12 protein-coding genes, 1 tRNA gene and 2 pseudogenes are annotated in these 14,933 nt (G+C 71.2%); 8 read left to right on the forward strand and 7 right to left on the reverse strand.

Going from position 1 to position 14,933, the window contains the following annotated elements; genetic code table 11:
* Nucleotides 1-6: 6 nt before the first annotated feature.
* Together Leucomu_RS00920 and Leucomu_RS00925 are read right to left on the reverse strand one after the other, a co-directional pair.
* Entirely contained in the window at nucleotides 7-1,017 is a 1,011-nt protein-coding gene (locus Leucomu_RS00920; RefSeq protein WP_164884481.1) for a 3-methyladenine DNA glycosylase, read from the reverse strand.
* Nucleotides 1,017-1,385 (reverse strand): RNA-binding S4 domain-containing protein, encoded by a 369-nt coding sequence (locus tag Leucomu_RS00925; RefSeq protein ID WP_128386039.1) that lies wholly within the window; start codon nucleotides 1,383-1,385, stop codon nucleotides 1,017-1,019. Before Leucomu_RS00925 ends, Leucomu_RS00920 begins: the two co-directional genes overlap by 1 nt.
* 57 nt (nucleotides 1,386-1,442) lie before the next feature.
* Here Leucomu_RS00925 and Leucomu_RS00930 point away from each other — a divergent pair, with 57 nt between their 5' ends.
* From Leucomu_RS00930 to Leucomu_RS00960, 8 genes are all read left to right on the forward strand, one after another.
* Entirely contained in the window at nucleotides 1,443-2,075 is a 633-nt protein-coding gene (locus tag Leucomu_RS00930; RefSeq protein WP_128386040.1) for a YigZ family protein, read from the forward strand.
* A 388-nt stretch (nucleotides 2,076-2,463) separates the two neighbouring features.
* The gene (locus Leucomu_RS00935; RefSeq protein WP_128386041.1) at nucleotides 2,464-3,630 is read left to right on the forward strand and encodes a DNA polymerase III subunit delta'; all 1,167 of its coding nucleotides are present in this window, start codon (nucleotides 2,464-2,466) and stop codon (nucleotides 3,628-3,630) included.
* The gene (locus Leucomu_RS00940) at nucleotides 3,627-4,778 is read left to right on the forward strand and encodes an alpha/beta fold hydrolase (protein WP_228407164.1); all 1,152 of its coding nucleotides are present in this window, start codon (nucleotides 3,627-3,629) and stop codon (nucleotides 4,776-4,778) included. The genes Leucomu_RS00935 and Leucomu_RS00940 overlap by 4 nt, the downstream gene beginning before the upstream one ends.
* On the forward strand, nucleotides 4,724-5,194 hold the full coding sequence (locus Leucomu_RS15325; RefSeq protein ID WP_228407165.1) for an alpha/beta hydrolase: 471 nt from the start codon (nucleotides 4,724-4,726) through the stop codon (nucleotides 5,192-5,194). Before Leucomu_RS00940 ends, Leucomu_RS15325 begins: the two co-directional genes overlap by 55 nt.
* A 143-nt stretch (nucleotides 5,195-5,337) precedes the next feature.
* A tRNA-Thr gene (locus Leucomu_RS00945) sits at nucleotides 5,338-5,409 on the forward strand.
* Between the two features lie 77 nt (nucleotides 5,410-5,486).
* A complete protein-coding gene (locus Leucomu_RS00950) occupies nucleotides 5,487-6,584 on the forward strand; it encodes an acyltransferase family protein (protein WP_128386042.1) in 1,098 nt (365 codons plus the stop codon).
* A 102-nt stretch (nucleotides 6,585-6,686) separates the two neighbouring features.
* Nucleotides 6,687-8,414 carry a polysaccharide deacetylase family protein gene (locus Leucomu_RS00955; RefSeq protein WP_128386043.1) on the forward strand — a complete coding sequence of 576 codons (1,728 nt, stop codon included), beginning with the start codon at nucleotides 6,687-6,689 and terminating at the stop codon, nucleotides 8,412-8,414.
* A complete protein-coding gene (locus Leucomu_RS00960; RefSeq protein ID WP_128386044.1) occupies nucleotides 8,411-9,265 on the forward strand; it encodes a hypothetical protein in 855 nt (284 codons plus the stop codon). Before Leucomu_RS00955 ends, Leucomu_RS00960 begins: the two co-directional genes overlap by 4 nt.
* A 350-nt stretch (nucleotides 9,266-9,615) precedes the next feature.
* Here the strand turns inward: Leucomu_RS00960 and Leucomu_RS00965 are convergent.
* The 5 genes and pseudogenes from Leucomu_RS00965 to ribH all read right to left on the reverse strand — a co-directional run.
* Nucleotides 9,616-10,458: pseudogene (locus Leucomu_RS00965) on the reverse strand (IS481 family transposase); the annotation flags it as partial.
* Nucleotides 10,409-11,662: an IS256 family transposase gene (locus Leucomu_RS00970; RefSeq protein WP_228407350.1), complete on the reverse strand. Its 1,254-nt coding sequence runs from the start codon at nucleotides 11,660-11,662 to the stop codon at nucleotides 10,409-10,411. The gene Leucomu_RS00970 and the pseudogene Leucomu_RS00965, both read right to left, overlap by 50 nt.
* 90 nt (nucleotides 11,663-11,752) lie before the next feature.
* Nucleotides 11,753-12,010, reverse strand: a pseudogene (locus Leucomu_RS00975) (leucine zipper domain-containing protein); the annotation flags it as partial.
* Between the two features lie 97 nt (nucleotides 12,011-12,107).
* The gene (locus Leucomu_RS00980; protein WP_228407167.1) at nucleotides 12,108-14,243 is read right to left on the reverse strand and encodes an ABC transporter ATP-binding protein; all 2,136 of its coding nucleotides are present in this window, start codon (nucleotides 14,241-14,243) and stop codon (nucleotides 12,108-12,110) included.
* Nucleotides 14,244-14,379: 136 nt separating this feature from the next.
* On the reverse strand, nucleotides 14,380-14,877 hold the full coding sequence (gene ribH / locus Leucomu_RS00985; protein WP_128386045.1) for a 6,7-dimethyl-8-ribityllumazine synthase: 498 nt from the start codon (nucleotides 14,875-14,877) through the stop codon (nucleotides 14,380-14,382).
* Nucleotides 14,878-14,933 lie beyond the last annotated feature (56 nt).

Raw genomic sequence — 14,933 nt, forward strand, 5'->3', positions numbered from 1 at the left:
CCGGGCTCAGGCCGCCGACCGCGCTCCCGCTTCGCCCGCGGCCGACGCCGCGCGCGCCTCCGCGATCGCCTCCAGCACCCGCAGCCGCAGCGCGTTCCCGCGCTCGGCGAAGCCGCGCTGTCGGCGCGCATACTCCCGCTTCCCGTCGGCCGCCTCGATCGGGATCGGCGCGAGCGGCGCCCCCGACGCTCCGACGAAGCCGGTCACGTCGTAGGGCGACGCCTGCATGTCGACCTCGCGGATGTCGCGCGCCAGCTCGAAGGCGTCGAGCAGCACCTCTCCGGGCACGATCGGACCGAGCTTCGCCGCCCACTTGTAGACGTCCATGCCCGCGTGCAGGCAGCCGGGCTGCTCGAGCTCGGGCTGCGTCTCGCGGGTGGGCTGCACCGCATTGAGCGGCGCGGCCTCGGCGGTGAAGAAGCGGAACGCGTCGAAGTGGGTGCACCCGATCGGGTGGCTCTCGACCACGAGGTCGGTGGCCGCGTGCCCGATCCGCAACGGCAGCGCCGTGTGCCGCAACTGCTCGGGGGTCATGCGGTAGACCATCGCCCACTCGTGCAGGCCGAAGCAGCCGAAGCGCGGCGCGCGGTCGAGCGTCTGCCGCAGCAGCGTCTCGACATAGTCGACCGTGCCGCCCCGCTTCGCGAAGAACGCGGCGGCGTCGACGATCGCGTCGTCGCCGTGCGCGTCACCGGTGGCCGGGCGCCTGCCTGCCGAGGTGCGCGCGCCGCCCGCCGGTCGTGCGCCCGCCGCCGTGCGCGCACCGTTCGAGCGGCCGACGGCTGCGTAGTGCTTCCAGGAGGCGCGATCCCGAGCCCCGCCTTCGAGTACCGCCGCGGCGCCCGGATGCCATCGCCGCAGCTCGCCCGGCTTCACCGAGTAGTAGGTCCAGAGGAAATCCTCGACCGGGTGCCGCTCCCCGCGCTGCTTGCGCGCTCGATGCGCCGCGGTGAGCGCGTCGGCGCGCAGCTGATGGGCGGCCTCGCGCGCCCGCCACTCGTCGTGCCGCAGCAGCATCAGCGCTCCACGCCGCGCAGACGGTCGAGCTCGCGCCGCTCCCGCTTCGTGGGGCGTCCCGCGCCGCGATCCCGCAGCACCGGGGCCGGGCGCTCCACGCGAGGCGGGGCCGGCGGAGTCAGATCCTCGAAGTAGCGTGCCGCGTCGGCGGCGCTTCCCCGTCGCGAGGCGAGCCCCGTCACGCGGTAGACGCGATCGAAGCCGTGCAACCGCACCCGAACCTCGTCGCCCACCCGCACCGGCTGCGCGGCCTTCGCCGGCTGGTCGTTCACGCGCACGTGCCCGGCCCGGCACGCCGCCGTGGCCTGGCTGCGGGTCTTCGCGAGCCGCACGGCCCACACCCAGCTGTCGAGTCGCACCGAATCCATGCAGATCAGGGTACCCGTCCTCGCTTCGCGCTCTCCGCGATCGGGCAGGATGGGATCATGAGCGCCGAGTACGAGACCATCGCCGCACCGGTCGACGCCGAACTCGAGATATCGCGATCCCGGTTCCTGACGAGGCTCGAGCGGGTCGAGACCGAAGAGCAGGCGCGCGAGACGATCGCCCGGATGCGCGGGGAGCACCCGCGGGCGCGGCACCACTGCTCGGCGTTCGTGCTCGGCTCCGACGGCCGTGTGCAGCGCTCCAACGACGACGGCGAGCCGAGCGGCACCGCCGGGGCGCCGATGCTCGACGCGCTCGTCTCGGCGGGCCTCAGCGACGTCGTCGCGGTCGTCACCCGGTACTTCGGGGGCGTGCTGCTCGGCGCGGGCGGCCTCACCCGCGCCTACCGCGCGGCGGTGGCCGAGGCCGTGCTGCGCGCCGAGCGCCTGCGCCGCGGGCTGCGCAGGGAGGTGCTGGTCACGACCGGGTACGAGCCGGCGCCGCAGATCGAGGCCGAGGCGCGGCGCCGGGGCTACGGGATCGGCGCCGCCGACTACAGCGATCGGGTGGCGCAGCGCTACCTCGTCGCAGAGGCGGAGGTCGCGGCGCTCGCGGCGCTCGCCGCCGAGATCAGCGCCGGATCGGCCGTGGTGGTGCCGGGTGATGCGGCCTACGTCGACCTGCCCGGATAGGGGGTGAAGCCGCGGGGCTGCGAGGTCGCGAGAGGGGGGGGTGGGCGGGGTGCCTCTTGCTGCCGTAGCGAGGGGCCTCGTGCCCCTCAGAAGGGCATCGAGGGGCGCGAGGAAGCCCCCGGCGGCCTGGGGGACAGGACCGGGGGCTCAACCCCTCCCGTTGGATTTATGGACACCGGCGGGAGAGGCTAGCGTCTTCCCGGGGGGAACTGGGTTGAGCGCCAATATTGATACTAAACGCGTAGTTTTCGCACAGGTGCGAGAAGCATCGAACTTCACCCGCCCTTTCACCCGTTGCCGGGTGAAGCGGGAGTAAAGGGTGAAAAGCGCGATCGAGCCCCATCCCGCCCCGCAGTTCTCTGTCGGTGGCGCGCGATACCCTGTGAGGGTGAACTTCTGGGCAGAGATCGTCGGCCAGCCTGAGGCTGTGCGCACCTTGCAGCAGGCCGCCGATCCCGCGGCCCCGGCGCCCCCCGCGCACGCGTGGCTCATCACCGGCCCGCCCGGATCCGGGCGCTCCAACCTCGCCTTCCGCTTCGCCGCCGCCCTCATCGCGCGCACCGAGGCCGACCGGCCGCCGGTCTTCGAACAGGTGCGCGCGCGCACGCACCCCGACCTCGGGGTGCTCACCACCCAGAAGCTGCTCATCGACATCAAAGCGGCGCGCGAGATCGTCACCACGGCGCACTACGCGCCCGCCGAGGGGCGCTTCCGGGTGATCGTCATCGAAGACGCCGATCGCATGCCCGAGCGCACCTCCAACGTGCTGCTGAAGGCGCTCGAGGAGCCTCCGGAGCGCACGATCTGGGTGCTCTGCGCCCCCAGCGAGGCCGACCTGCTGCCCACCATCCGCTCGCGCACGCGCTCGCTGCGCCTCGTCACCCCGAGCCCCGACGACATCGCGCGGCTGCTCCACGAGCGCGACGGCATCGACGCCGGTGCCGCCGAGCGCGCCGCCCGCCTCGCCCAGAGCCACATCGGCATGGCCAGGCGGCTCGCGAGCGATCCCGAGTCGCTGGCGCGTCGCGACCGCTCCATCGAGGTGGCGCTCTCGATCGAGACGCTGGGCGACGCGATGCGTGCCGCCGCCTCGCTCGTGAAAGTGGCCGAGGCCGACGCCGCGGCCCTCACCGAGCAGCTCGACGCCCGCGAGCGCGACGAGGCGCTGCGCAGCCTCGGCCTCGCGCCCGGCGCCGCGATCCCGCCCCAGATGCGCGCGCAGGTGCGAGCGCTCGAAGAGGATCAGAAGCGCCGCGCGACCCGCAGTCTGCGCGACGGCATCGACCGCATCCTCACCGACCTGCTGTCGCTCTACCGCGACGTGCTGCTCGTGGCGCTCGGCGCCGCGCCCGAGCTCGTCAACCGCGAGCAGGGCGCGCGCATCGAAGACCTCGCAGAGCGGTGGTCGCCCGAGCGCGCGCTCGCCATGGTGACCGCGGTCGAGACCGCGCGGGAGCGGCTCTCGCGCGGCATCACGCCGGGGCTCGTGCTCGAGGCCCTGTTCGCGGCGATCGTGTCGCCCGCGACGGCCGGGGCGCCGGGAGCCCGCCGATGAGCGCCGCGGGGGCGACCCGCCGCCGGGCCGGGCTGCGAGCGTCGGGCGCGGCGATCCTCGCGGCCTCACTGATGCTGCTCACGGCCTGCACGCCGATCCTCTCGCTGCTCGGCGGCGACGAATCGCGCGGCTACGAACTGCCCGAGCGCCCCACGGGGGGCCTCGAGGGCTTCGCCGCGCAGCAGCCCGTCTGGGCGTCGTGCGGCGACGGCATGGAGTGCGCCGACGTGTACGCGCCGCTCGACTGGAGCGATCCCGCGGGCGAGACCATCACACTGCGCCTCGTGAAGCACCCCGCCACCGGCGGCGACCGCATTGGCACGCTCTTCGTGAACCCGGGAGGCCCCGGCGCTTCCGGCGCCGACTACGTGGCAGAGAACATCGACTCGGTCATCCCGGCCGACGTGCAGCGCGCCTACGACGTGGTCGGATGGGATCCGCGCGGCGTGGGCGAGTCGACGCAGGTGCGCTGCCTCGACGCCGCGGGCATGGACGACTACCTGTTCGGGCTCGGCGAAGAGGCGGGCCTCGAACGCGGCAGCGACGCCTGGATCGACGCGGCCGTCGAGCAGTCGCGCACCTTCGGCGAGGCGTGCGAGCAGCGCACCGGCGACCTCATCGCGCACGTGAGCACCGCAGACACCGTGCGCGACCTCGACATGCTCCGCGCGATCGCCGGCGACGACCGGCTGCACTACCTGGGCTTCTCGTACGGCACCTACATCGGCGCCCGCTACGCAGACGCCTACCCCGACCGCGTGGGTCGACTCGTGCTCGACGGCGCCATGGACCCGACGAGCACCCTCCCCGATGTGGTGCGCGAGCAGACCCGCGGCTTCGAGCTCGCCCTGCGGGCCTACCTCGCCGACTGCCTGCAGCGCAACGACTGCCCCTTCAGGGGCAGCGTCGACGACGCCATGAGCATCATCGGAGGCCTGCTCGACCGCGTCGACGCGAACCCGCTCACCGGATCCGACGGCCGCACGCTCGCGGCCGGCACCATGCTCACCGCGATCATCACCCCCTGTACTCGCAGAGCAACTGGGGCTACCTCGACCAGCTCTTCACCACCGTCGACCAGGGCGACGCCGACGTGGCGCTCTCGCTGGCCGACTTCTACTATGACCGCGTCGGCGGCGAGTACGTGAGCAACTCGACCGAGGCTTTCTCGGCCATCAACTGCCTCGACTACCCGGGCGGCGAGCTCGACCGCGAGCGCATGCGCGCCGAGGCCGCCGAGCTCGACAAGATCGCACCCACCATCGGCCGCTTCCAGGGCTTCGGCGACGTGTCGTGCGCGGAGTGGCCGGTGCAGGGCGCAGCCGATCGCCAGCCGGTGCGGGCGGCCGGCGCCGAGCCGATCCTCGTCGTCGGCACCACGGGCGATCCCGCGACCCCCTACCGCTGGGCGGAGTCGCTCGCCGACCAGCTCGAGAGCGGCGTGCTCGTCACGTACCGCGGAGAGGGGCACACCGCCTACGGGGGGAACGCCTGCGTCGACGACGTGGTGAACGCCTACCTGCTGCAGGGCGTGGTGCCCGCGCAGGATCCGCTCTGCTCGTAGCCGCTCCGCGAAGCGCGATGCGCCCGGCCCGGAGACCCCGCGGCCCCGCGCCGGGCGCTCCCCGGGGCGGGCCCGACAGCTCGAATCGGGCCTTCCGATTGTGGTAAAGTAGGCGCTTGTGTGCGGGAGCGATCCTGCGCCAGGCCGCCTTAGCTCAGGGGTAGAGCAGTTCCCTCGTAAAGAACAGGTCGTCGGTTCAAATCCGACAGGCGGCTCCGTATCGACAGCCCCCGCCTCGGCGGGGGCTGTCGCCGTTTTCGGCGGCGCCCGCGGCGGCCCGTAGGCTGGTGGCGTGAACGAACGTGCCGTCGCCGCCGCGCCCGCCGCCTCGAAGCCGCGCATCGCCTACTGGGACAATGCGCGCTTCCTGCTGATCGTGCTGGTGGTGGTCGGCCACGTGATCTCGACGGTGCGCACCGACTCGGCGTTCGGCTTCGCGCTCTACTCGTTCATCTACCTGTTCCACATGCCCGCGATGATCCTGCTCTCGGGCCTCTTCTCGAAGCCCGAGGTCACTCCGAAGGCGATCGCGTCGACCGTGCAGCTGCTCGTCACCTGGCTGCTGTGGGAGGGCATCTGGGCCGGGATCAGGGCCGTGGCCGAGGGCCGCGGCCCGGGCGCCGGGTTCCTCGTCAACCCGGCCTGGACGCTGTGGTTCCTGGTCTCGCTCGTCACGATGCGCATTCTGCTGCCCTACATCGCGAGGCTTCGCCACCCGCTGCTCTTCTCGATCGCACTCGCACTCGGCTCAGGGCTGATCCCGGCGATCGGTACGGCGTTCTCGGCCTCGCGAACACTGGTGTTCCTGCCGTTCTTTGTCGCGGGCTGGCTGATCCGTGAACGGGGCTGGCTCGACGGCCAGTGGTTCGTGCAGCCCGCCAGGGCTGCCCGCATCTCGGCGTGGGGGCTGCTCGGAGCGCTCGCGCTGCTGTTCGCGCTGCTGCCGCAGCTCAGCCGCGTGTGGCGCATCGACCGCTGGCTCACCTGGCGCGACGACTACCTCGGCGTGTTCGAGCGTGCGCCGATCGGCGACTGGCAGCCGGACACCTGGGGCGCGGCGGCGCTCGGCGGTGCCGCCGTGACCGCTGTGCTCCTGGCGCTCGCCGCCGCCATGACGCTGGCGGTGCTGATCATCGCCCCCAGACGCCGCAGCGTCATCACCGCGTGGGGAGCCCGCACGCTCTACATCTACCTGCTGCACGGCCCGGTGGTGTGGGTGCTCCGCTCCTCGGGGGTGATCGACGCGATCGACGCGTGGGGCGCCGCCGGGGTGCTGCTGCTCGTGATGCTCGGGATCGCGCTCACCGTGCTGCTCTCGATGACGTGGATCACGCGCGTCTTCCGGGCGGTCATCGAACCGCGCGTCGACCGGCTGCTGGCCCGCTCGTAACGAGCGGGCAACCTCGGCGCGTCGTGCTCTCGAAATGTCGGAGGCACGCGGTACGTTCAGACCAGACACCTCGCCGGCGGCGGGTGCACCGAGGAGGAGACCATGGAGCGGAGCGGGCGGGGTCGGCGCGGCGCGCGTCCTCCGCGCGCCGCGCGGCTCGTCGCTGCGCTGACGGCCGCGGCACTGCTCGCGGGCTGCGCTCAGATCGCCCCCGTCGTCGACTGGCAGCCGCCGGCATGGCCCGATGATTCGGGCGCCCGCCTCGTGCTGGCCGAGGGGGCTGCCCAGGGTGAAGGCGGTGGCGATGGCGGCGGTGCGGAGGGCGGTGCTGCGGGCGAAGGCGGTTCCGAGGCCGGCGCCGATGCGGGGGCCGACAGCGGGGCAGGAGGCAGCGCCGAGGGCGTCGGCGTGGGCTCCGTCGCCGAGGGGGCGACCGCCACGAGCGGCCAGAAACTCGGTTTCGTCGAGCGTCGACTGCGCAACGACCGTGCCCGACTGCAGGCGCGGTACGTCGAAATCCCCGGCTGGCACCGCTTCAACGTGCGCATGTCGGAGCTGCTGAGCACCGCGGTCGCCTCGACGGGCACGGTGATCAAACCCGAAGTGTTCCCGGTCTCAGCAGGGCTGTCCCACGGGGGATGCGTTCCGGGCTCGGCGAGCTGGCCGGCTGCCAGCGTGCTGGCCGAACCCGAGACCGGGCCGCTCGACGGCACGGGAGCCGGCACCTCGTTCGTCTGCGACATCACGGCGGCGTTCGGCGACTTCGTGGGGGTGACGGCGAGAACGGTCATCGGCGGCCCCGAGAGTGTCACGACCGACTCGGCGGTCACCCTCTACGCCGAACTCTCGACGGGGGCGGTGCACGAGTCGGGCGAGCTGTGGAGCGCCGAGGCGGCGGAGCAGCTCTGGTTGCGCGCAGTCGAACTGCTGCGACGACAGGCCGGCGGTCTGAGCGCGGCGCCGGTGAGTGCGCCGACCGACGAGCAGGTGGCGTTGGCGCGCGGCGCGCTCGATGCGGCGCGCTTCACCGAGAGCGGCGCTCGCTTCACCCTGCCCGCCGGCATCGCCGCGCCCGAGCTCGGCGGTCTCGGCGTCAAGGCCACCACCGCTCCCGTCGTCGTCGACATCGGCGCCGAGGAGCTCTCGGCGTGGATGAGCGAGCTCGGGTCGACGATGCAGGCCCAGCGGGGCTCGCCGTTCGCGGGTCTGCCGGAGTGGAGGGCCGACCAGCCGGTCGACTGCGGGCTGCTCGCCTGCGTCGCGGTGACCTACGACGACGGGCCCTCCATCCACACCGCGAAGCTGCTCGACACGCTGCGCACCGAGCAGTCGACCGCCACCTTCTTCATGGTGGGCAGCTCGGTGAGCGCGCTCCCCGACGTGGCGCGGCGAGTCGCCGCCGAGGGCCACGGCATCGGCAGCCACACCATGACCCACACCGATCTCACCACGCTGACCCCCGAGAAGGCGCGCAAGGAGGTGGTCGACGTCGAGGCGTTGCTGACGAAGCTGACCGGCCGCGCGGTCGGCATCTACCGCCCGCCCTACGGCGCGGTCGACGACAAGGTGCTCGCCGCGGTGGGGCAGCCGGCGATCCTCTGGTCGATCGACACGCTCGACTGGAAGAAGCCTGGCCGCGAAGAGCTCGCGCGTCGCTCCGTGGGCGTCGCGACCCCGGGCGACATCATCCTCTTCCACGACCTGCACGCCGAGACCGTCGAGAACGCCGACGTGGTGCTGCGCGGGCTGCGCGATCGAGGCTTCACGCTCGTGACGGTCGAGCAGTTGTTCGGCGGCAGCGTGCCCGCAGGGCGGGTGACACGACGATGAGCCGCAGGGGCGAGCGGAAGCGCGCGGCGCAGGCCCGCGTGGTGGTCGAGCAGGCGGGGCGGCCGGCGGGCGAGGGCTCGCGGCGGTCGGTGCGCACTCGCAGGTGGGTGACCGCGGTGGTGCTCACCGTGCTGCTGCTCGCCGTGGCGGTCGCGGCCTACGCGGTCACCCTTGCGCCCGAGCACTATGCGAAGCTGCGGGCTGCTCCTGCAGACGGTGCGACCGCGGTCGAGGTGGGGGCGGGGGCGCAGTTCGTGCCCGAGCGCGACTGGGTCGTGCAGCCGCTCGTGCGCGATCTCGTCGAGTGGCCGCCGCTGCCCTCGCTGAAAGACTGGTCGGTGCTGTTCGATGAGCAGACCGGCGTGCTGCTGCTCTCACCCGATCAGCGGCTGCGGGTCGAGATCGACGTGCTGAGCGGCTCGGCGGAGGGGGCGGCGCTCGCGTGGTTGCGCTCGGAGAGCGGGGCAACGGGGGCGGGCTCAGAACCCTCCCCGGATGCGGAGGAAGCCGAGGGCGCCGAGAGTGCCGAGGGCGCCGAGAGTGCCGGAACGGCGGATCCTGCTGATGATCCCGCCGCGGATCCCGGCCCCGCCGCGGATCCCGGCCCCGCCGCGGGCGCCGCGGGGACTGGGCTCCCCGGGCGCCCCGACGAAAGCCAGAGCTCCGCCGTTCGCACTGAGACGCTGGCCTCGGGCCTCGACGTGCAGCACATCGACGCCGGGGGCCTGATCGTCGCCGTGATCGACACGGGTTCCCAGCGCATCACGCTGCGAGCCGATGCGGGCGAGCACTCGATCGATCGCTACCGGCCGGCGCTGTCGGCTCTGCTGGAGACGATCTCGGCGCGCTGACCGGTCGCGTCGGGCGACGGGGCGTCGGCTCGGCCGAGTCTGTCGGCCGACTCCGACTCCCTACGCTGCGCTCAGCGCTTCACCCCGGCCCCGGCCGGCCCCTCCTCCTCCTCCTCCCGGCCTCCCCGTTCCGGCACCGATTGATGCTCCGGCACCTCGACTCAGGGATTCGGGGTGCCGGAGCATCGATCGGTGCCGCTGCGTGCACGCGAAGCGCCGGAACCGGCACGCCGGCCGAGGTCTTCACCTCGGCTCGTGCATCCACGACCGCGCGGGCGATCGAGGCCCCGGCGATCGAGGCCCCGGCAAACGAGAGGGGAACGAGAGGCGATCGAGGGGCGAACGGCGGCCTAGCTGTAGTTCCTCGTGAGGTTGTGAACACGATCTGACGGTGTGAGACCACCGATCCCGGTATGGGGTCGGTGATGATTGTAGTGATGCAGCCAAGCGTCGTATGTTGCGGCCCTGGCTGCATCACTCTCATACATGCCGGCGTACGCCCACTCTGCTGCGAGCGTGCGGTTGAAACGTTCGACTTTCCCGTTCGTCTGTGGCCGATACGGGCGCGTGCGATGATGCTTGACTCCGGGGCCGAGCGCGCTCGCGAACGCGTGGGATCGGTAACAAGACCCGTTGTCTGTCATGACAGCGGTCACCACGATTCCAGCCTGGGTGAAGAACTTACGCGCCCGATCCCAAAACGCTGCCGCGGTCTCTTTCTTTTCATCGTTCAGTATCTCGGAGTACGCCAATCGCGAGTAATCATCGACCGCGTGATGTAAGAACGCGTAGCCGCGCGAGGATGCTGCGCCAGTACGTGCCGCACGGTCACGAGCACTGCCCGCTTGACGATCTTGCGCGGATCCGCGTCCGTGCACACGCCATCCGCCCCCAGTGGGAATACGGCCGAGTTTCTTGATATCAACGTGCACGAGCTCTCCCGGGATCTGTTTCTCGTACCTCATGATGCGAGGCTTCCTCACGGGAAGACCGGTCGCGCGGTCAAGATGGGCCAGATGCGGCATTCGATATCGGTTCAAGACCCGCTCGATCGTGGAACGCGGGATACCGAGGTGGTAACTAATGCGATGCGGCCCCCACTGAGGGTCTGTCCGATAAACGGTGTGTGGGATCCGGCGGTTTTCATTCGTGAGTGGTTTTCTCGAACCGTCCGGCGAAGGTGATCGCGAACGCGTTCAGCGCGGGCTTCCACCTCATCACCCAGCGTGCCCTTCCGCCGCCAGTCGGGTCAAGCGACCGCGTCACGAGGTAGAGACATTTCAGCGCGGCGGCCTCGTTGGGAAAGTGCCCCCGAGCTCTCACGGCGCGCCGATAGCGAGCGTTGATTGACTCGATCGCGTTGGTCGTGCAGATCACCCGCCGGATCTCGACGTCATACTCGAGGAACGGCACGAACTCCGCCCAGCTGTTCTTCCAGAGCTGCACGATCGCCGGATACCGTCCGCCCCACTCGGCGGCGAACTCCTCGAACCGATCCTTCGCCGCCTGCTCCGACGGGGCCGTGTAGACGGGTTTGAGGGAACGGACGATCGCGTCGCGGTGTTGCCGCCCGGCGTAGCGGAAGCTGTTGCGGATCAGATGGACGATGCACTGCTGGACGACCGTTTGCTCCCAAGTGGTGTTGATCGCCTCCGGGAGACCCTTCAGCCCGTCGCAGACCGCGATGAGCACGTCCTCGACACCCCGGTTCTTCAGCTCGGTGAACACCTGCAGCCAGAACCTCGCACCCTCCTGACCGTCACCGGCCCAGATGCCGAGGATGTCGCGTTCCCCGTTCACGGTGACGCCCATCACGACATAGAACGGGGTGTTCCTCACCTGCCCGTCACGGACCTTCACCACGATCGCGTCGACGAAGATCACCGGGTAGAGCGCATCCAACGGCCTGCTCGACCATTCGGCGAGTTCCCCGGCGACCTTCTCGGTGATCCGGCTGATCGTGTCCTTGGAGACCTTCGCCCCATAGACCTCGTCGAAATGCGCAGCGATCTCACCGGTCGTCAACCCCCGAGCGGAAAGGGACAGAACGATCTGATCGATGCCGTCCAGTCGGCGTTTCCGCTTGGGGACGATCACCGGCTCGAACGACCCGTCTCGATCTCGCGGGACTTCGATCTCGACGGGGCCGATCTCTGTCAGCACCGTCTTGACCCGCGTCCCGTTACGCATGTTCTCGCCGATTGGGGTCCCGCCGTGCTCGTGGCCGAGGTGCTCGGTCAACTCGGCATTCAGCGCGGTCTCGAGGACGTTCTTCGTGAGCTGGCTGAGCAGGCCGCCCGGCCCCGTCAGGCTCACGCCCTGCTCCTTCGCCTGCGCGAGCAAGCGTTCTGCGAGTTCTTTCTGATCGATGATCTCCCCGGTCACGGGATCAATCATCTCGTCGTCAACAACGACAGTGGTCGTGTCAGCCACGGCCATCTCCTTTCGGATCAGGCCGGACCCTCACACACCATTATTCAGACAGTCCCCCCACTGACGGGTGAAACGCAGACTGATGATGCGATGCTCGCGTCGTTTCGAGAGGCGATTGGGTGAGGTGTGCGGGCGTGAGGAACGATCCTGGAGGGTGTCATCGGCCCGGTATCTCGCAGCCCATTTTGCAGCGGTCGCGGGTGACACTTGGAACCGTTCCGCGGCACGGCGGATGGTCCATCCCTGATCGACAATCAATACTGCGAGACGTTGTCTGCCGATAGGGGTGAGGGGTGCGTTAGCGTGGGGCATGAAGACCTCCGGTTGAGGACGTGTGTGTGGTAACCCACATCCTGCCGGAGGTCTTCTTTAGTCTGCTACGCGTTCACAACGTCCCAAGGAACTACACCTAGCCGTCGTCGGACACGAGCAGCTGGTGCTTCGCGAGCTCGCGGTAGAGGGGCGTCGTCTCGAGCAGTTCGGCGTGGGTGCCCTCGCCGACGACGCGGCCCCCGTCGAGCACGATGATCTTGTCGGAGTCGACCACCGTGGAGAGGCGGTGCGCGATCACCAGCAGGGTGCGGCCCGTCGCCACCGAGTCGAGCGCGTCGCGCATCAGCCGCTCGTTCACGCCGTCGAGGCTGGCGGTCGACTCGTCGAGCAGCAGGATCGGCGGCGCCGTGAGCAGCGCTCGGGCGATCGCGAGCCGCTGCTTCTCGCCGCCCGACAGCATGATGCCGTTCTCGCCGACCTGCTGATCGAGGGCGCGGGCGAGCTGCGCGTCGGAGAGGGCGGTGACGGTCGCGTCGACCGCGGCGTCGGGGGAGCGGCCGGCCCCCGCGACCGAGCGATCCAGCAGGCCTCCGAGGTTCACCGCCCGCAGCACGCGCTCGCAGGCGGCGTCGGAAGCCTCGGGAGCGGCGAGGCGCAGGTTGTCGCGCAGACTACCGGCGAGCACGGGGGCGTCCTGCTCGACGTAGCCCATCTGCGCGCGCACCTCGGAGCGGTCGAGCGTGCGCAGGTCGGCGCCGTACAGGGAGACGGCGCCCCGGTCGGGGTCGTAGAAGCGCTCGATGAGCCCGAGCACCGTCGACTTGCCGGCGCCCGAGGGGCCCACGAGCGCGACGCGCGATCCGCGGGGCACCTCGAAGCTCACGCCGTGCAGCACGGGGGTCTCGATGATCTCGGCCGGAGCCGCCTCCGCGTCGCGGCGCGCGCCGCGACCGCCGCCGCTCACGAGCTCGCGGGCGTCGGCCCGGTCGGGGGCGGCGGAACGGTAGGTGAAGTGCACGCCGGAGAAGCGGATCGCGGCAGCGTAGTCGAGCCTGGAGGACTCGAGGGGCACGGTACGGCCGAGCGGCGAGAGCCGCGCATCGTGCTCGGTCTCGGTGGGCAGTTCGGAGATCTCCTGGATGCGGCCGAGCGCGCCGAGCGCCTGGTTGACCGCCGCGATCGCCCCGAACGCCTGCCCCAGGGGCATCACCATGAGGAACAGGAAGATGATGAACGTCACGAGCTGGGCGATCGTGATGGCGCCCGTCGCCACGCGGTACCCGCCGAGCCCGAGCACCACGAGGAACGAGAGCTGCATCGCGAGGAACGAGACCGGCACGATGAATGCCGAGATCTTCGCGACCTTGACGCCCAGCACGTAGGCCTCCTCGGCGTCGCGCTCGGTGAGTCGCTGCTCCCGCTCTGCGGCGCCAGCGGCCCGGATGGTGCGGATCGACGATATGGTGCGATCCACCTGGGCGGCGAGATCGCCCACCTTCTCCTGCGCCTTCGCGACCGCGGGGCGGATGCGGCTCGACACGAGCACCACCACCACGAGTGCGACGAGCACTACATCGAAGGTGATCCCGAACAGCATCGGATCGATGACGAGCATGCCGATGAGCGCGCCGACGAAGACCAGCATGCCGCTGATCGCCTCGACGAGCCCCTGCGTGAGCACCGCCCGCAGCAGCGTGGTGTCGCTGCCGACGCGCGACACGAGGTCGCCGGTGCGACGGCGGTCGAACTGCGAGATCGGCAGGTGCAGGATCTTCGCGATGAGTCGACGGCGGCTCGTGAGCACCACTCCTTCGCCCATGCGCTGCAGCACGTAGTGCTGCAGGCCGCTCAGCAGCGCGCCCACGATCACGATCGCGGTGAGGGCCGCGAGCAGCCCGCCGAGCGCCTGGCCGCTCTCGACGCGGGTGATCACCTGGCCGAGCAGCGGCGGCTGCACGAGCGAGGCGACCGCCGCCACGAGGCCGAGCACGATCGCGAGTGCGAGCGGGCCGCGCTGCTCGAAGAGGTACGGGATCAGCTGCCGCAGCGAGGCCCGGGGGCCGCGGGGTGCGGGGCGGGGTGCGCGCCCGCGCTGTCGCGGCGTCGCGGCGTCGGTTGCGGTCTCGTCGGATGTGCCAGCCACGGCCACCACTCTAAGCCAGCGCGCCTGGCAACTCGCCTGCGCCCGCTCGCCGTGCCGCAGCCCGCGCCCGCTCGCCGTGCCGCAGCCCGCGCGCCCGCCGGTCGAGTCGAGGTCACGCGTGTGGACCATCGACGGCTCCCGAAAGGGCCACACGCGTGACTTCGGGGCAGTCAGGACGCCCCTGTGCCCCATCGGGCCCGACGCCGGCCCGGCGTACGCCCGACGGCGGGGCTGCGCCGGCCCGGCGCCCGGTCCCGGCCCGCGCTCAGAGCGCGGTGGCGGCGATCGTGCGCGTGGCGATCGCGAGGTGCAGGGCGGCCTCGGCGGCCTCCTGCCCCTTCGATTCCGAGGAGCCGGGGCGGCCCGAGCGGTCGAGCGCCTGCTGCTCGTCGTCGGTCGTGAGCACGCCGAAGCCGACGGGCAGACCGGCATCGAGCTGCACGCGCGTGAGCCCGTCGGTGACGGCGTTGCACACGTAGTCGAAGTGCGGTGTGCCGCCGCGGATGATCACGCCGAGGCAGATCGCGGCGTCGAAGCCGCCCCCGCCCTGCTCGGCGGGCGTGAGCGCCGCCTGAGCGGCGAGGGGCAGCTCGAACGCACCCGCCACCCGGAAGAGGGAGTGCTCGGCGCCCGACGCCGCCACTGTGGTCTGGGCTCCCTCGATCAGCGAGGACATGATCTCGTCGTGCCAGCTGCCGGCGATGATGGCGATGCGCAGTCCGCTCGCGTCGACGGTGAGGTTGGGGGCTCCGGCTCCGCTCATGGGGTGCTCCTTGGGTCGTGTGGTTCGGGGTTCGGGATCGCCCCCTCTACGACTCA

It is taken from the genome of Leucobacter muris, assembly GCF_004028235.1.
Lineage (GTDB): Bacteria > Actinomycetota > Actinomycetes > Actinomycetales > Microbacteriaceae > Leucobacter > Leucobacter muris.

What these genes read in the sequence shown, in the direction of transcription:
- Leucomu_RS00920 (WP_164884481.1), bottom strand. Translation starts at nt 1,017, where the DNA reads ATGCTGCTGCGGCACGACGAGTGGCGGGCGCGCGAGGCCGCCCATCAG.
- Leucomu_RS00925 (WP_128386039.1), bottom strand. Translation starts at nt 1,385, where the DNA reads ATGGATTCGGTGCGACTCGACAGCTGGGTGTGGGCCGTGCGGCTCGCG.
- Leucomu_RS00930 (WP_128386040.1), top strand. Translation starts at nt 1,443, where the DNA reads ATGAGCGCCGAGTACGAGACCATCGCCGCACCGGTCGACGCCGAACTC.
- Leucomu_RS00940 (WP_228407164.1), top strand. Translation starts at nt 3,627, where the DNA reads ATGAGCGCCGCGGGGGCGACCCGCCGCCGGGCCGGGCTGCGAGCGTCG.
- Leucomu_RS00955 (WP_128386043.1), top strand. Translation starts at nt 6,687, where the DNA reads ATGGAGCGGAGCGGGCGGGGTCGGCGCGGCGCGCGTCCTCCGCGCGCC.
- Leucomu_RS00960 (WP_128386044.1), top strand. Translation starts at nt 8,411, where the DNA reads ATGAGCCGCAGGGGCGAGCGGAAGCGCGCGGCGCAGGCCCGCGTGGTG.
- Leucomu_RS00970 (WP_228407350.1), bottom strand. Translation starts at nt 11,662, where the DNA reads ATGATTGATCCCGTGACCGGGGAGATCATCGATCAGAAAGAACTCGCA.
- Leucomu_RS00980 (WP_228407167.1), bottom strand. Translation starts at nt 14,243, where the DNA reads ATGGTCCACACGCGTGACCTCGACTCGACCGGCGGGCGCGCGGGCTGC.
- ribH (WP_128386045.1), bottom strand. Translation starts at nt 14,877, where the DNA reads ATGAGCGGAGCCGGAGCCCCCAACCTCACCGTCGACGCGAGCGGACTG.